Here is a 2009-nt window from a genome sequence, read left to right as displayed (position 1 = left end):
GGAAAAGAGGTTTTCGGATGTTTGTTTTACTGCATCATCTTGAGGTTGCAAAGGAATGATTACAATTTGCATAGGAGAAACATAAGGCGGTAAAACTAGTCCTTCATCATCGCTGTGAACCATAATTAAAGCTCCAATTAAACGTGTAGAAACGCCCCAAGATGTTTGATGAACATATTTTTTTTGATGGTCGCAATCTTGAAATTGGATTTGAAACGATTTAGCAAAATTAGTACCTAAGTAATGAGAAGTTCCTGCTTGAAGAGCTTGTCCGTCATGCATTAACGCTTCGATAGAATAAGTGATGAGGGCTCCAGCAAATTTTTCTGTTTCGGTTTTTTTGCCACATACAAAAGGAAGGGCTAAAAGGTTTTTGCCTAACTTTTGATAAATATCAAGGATGGATAAAGTTTGCTGCATCGCTTCTTGTTCGGTAGCATGCACAGTGTGTCCTTCTTGCCACAAAAACTCTTTACCTCTTAAAAAAGGTTTAGTCGTTTTTTCCCAGCGAACCACATTGCACCATTGATTATATAACTTAGGTAAATCACGATAAGAAGTGATTGTTTTAGAATAATATTGCGAAAATAAAATTTCTGAAGTAGGGCGAATCACTAGTTTTTCGGATAAGTTTTTTTTGCCTGTAGTTGTTATCATTGCTGCTTCTGGAGAAAATCCTTGAATATGATTTTTTTCTTTGTGAAATAGTTTTTCTGGAAAAACTAACGGAAAATAAACATTTTGATGACCTGTTTTTTGTAAAGTACAATTAAGATGTTTTTGAATATTTTCCCACAAAGCATAACCATAAGGAAGATAGATAATAAAACCTTTTGCCTCAGAATAAGCTATTAATTCAGCTTTAAGACAAACATCTGTATACCATTTTCCAAAATCAGATGAGCGAGCAGTAACTGTTTTAACTCGTTTCATTGTTTTCATTTTTGCATTGCCTTTGTTTAGTTATAATATATTATAAATATTTTAATTAATGTGTTATTTGTGTTGGTTTCAGGGAAAGAACAAACTATAAGCAAAAATATTATAACATGAAAAAATAATAAAAAATAAATATTTAAAAGCATAATGATGACTTGTAAATGAAGGTCTTTTGAAAATATTTATTTTTTAAAGAATCTAACAATTCTTTTATTTCGATTTATAATAATGTTGTTATAGTTTGGAAATGACAAGAAATAATTGCAGTTGAGATGATAATTTGGTAATCCATAATAAAAAAAAGGGGGGAATAAAAGTTTTTTTATTGATTAAAAAATACCAGATATTTATTAAAAAATAAAGGACAAAAAAATAAATTCAAAATGGCGGAGCAGAAGGGATTCGAACCCTTGCACCGATTTCTCGGACTACGTCCTTAGCAGGGACGCCTCTTATAGCCACTTGAGTACTACTCCTAAATTATATTGTATAGATTTGCAAAATAAAAAAATAAATAGGTGAATGTAAGCAAATATAAAAAATAAAATAAAAAAAGAGGGGATGAAAAAAATAGTAATTGAGATGTGTTAAAAAAATATCCCAAAAGTGGATTAAAAAAATAAAATAAATGGAGGCCCTGAACGGATTTGAACCGTTGATCAAGCTTTTGCAGAGCCATGCCTTACCACTTGGCTACAGGGCCAAACATCGCTTTAATGCGAGTTTGTTATAATTAAATTAATGAGTGATAAATGGTTTCATTAAAGCTTCAATGTCTTTGACTTCTTTAGAGATGTGTTTGGATAAATTAACAGCCCCTTCTTGAGTGATTAAAAGGTTGTCTTCAATTCTTACTCCAATCCCTAAATCTTTTAAATATAGACCTGGTTCGACAGTAATTACGCTGTTTGTTCCAATAACACCTGTATAATTGCAAACATCATGAATATCTAATCCTAAGTGATGTCATAATCCGTGATAGCAATATTGATGGATTGTTTCGCCTTCTTTAAGTAAAGACATTTCTTTTAATCCTTGCAATAAAATATCTTTGCCATATTGGTTTAATT

General features: G+C 31.2%; 1 protein-coding gene, 2 tRNA genes and 1 pseudogene. All 4 read right to left on the bottom strand.

The genetic code is table 11. The features are described 5' to 3' along the window. The coding region (locus OYV_RS03630; protein ID WP_042068340.1) for an aminoacyl--tRNA ligase-related protein at nt 1-942 on the bottom strand (942 nt) is incomplete at its 3' end. A gap of 381 nt (nt 943-1323) precedes the next feature. After that, nucleotides 1324-1415, bottom strand: a tRNA-Ser gene (locus tag OYV_RS03625). A gap of 153 nt (nt 1416-1568) precedes the next feature. Further along, a tRNA-Cys gene (locus tag OYV_RS03620) sits at nt 1569-1642 on the bottom strand. 35 nt (nt 1643-1677) lie between these two features. Further along, nucleotides 1678-1893, bottom strand: a pseudogene (locus tag OYV_RS05400) (M24 family metallopeptidase); the annotation flags it as partial. Nucleotides 1894-2009 lie beyond the last annotated feature (116 nt).

The organism is 'Chrysanthemum coronarium' phytoplasma (genome assembly GCF_000744065.1).
Classification (GTDB): domain Bacteria; phylum Bacillota_I; class Bacilli_A; order Acholeplasmatales; family Acholeplasmataceae; genus Phytoplasma; species Phytoplasma asteris.
Note: the sequence above shows the minus strand (reverse complement) of the source record. Positions and strands in the feature narration are given on the sequence as shown.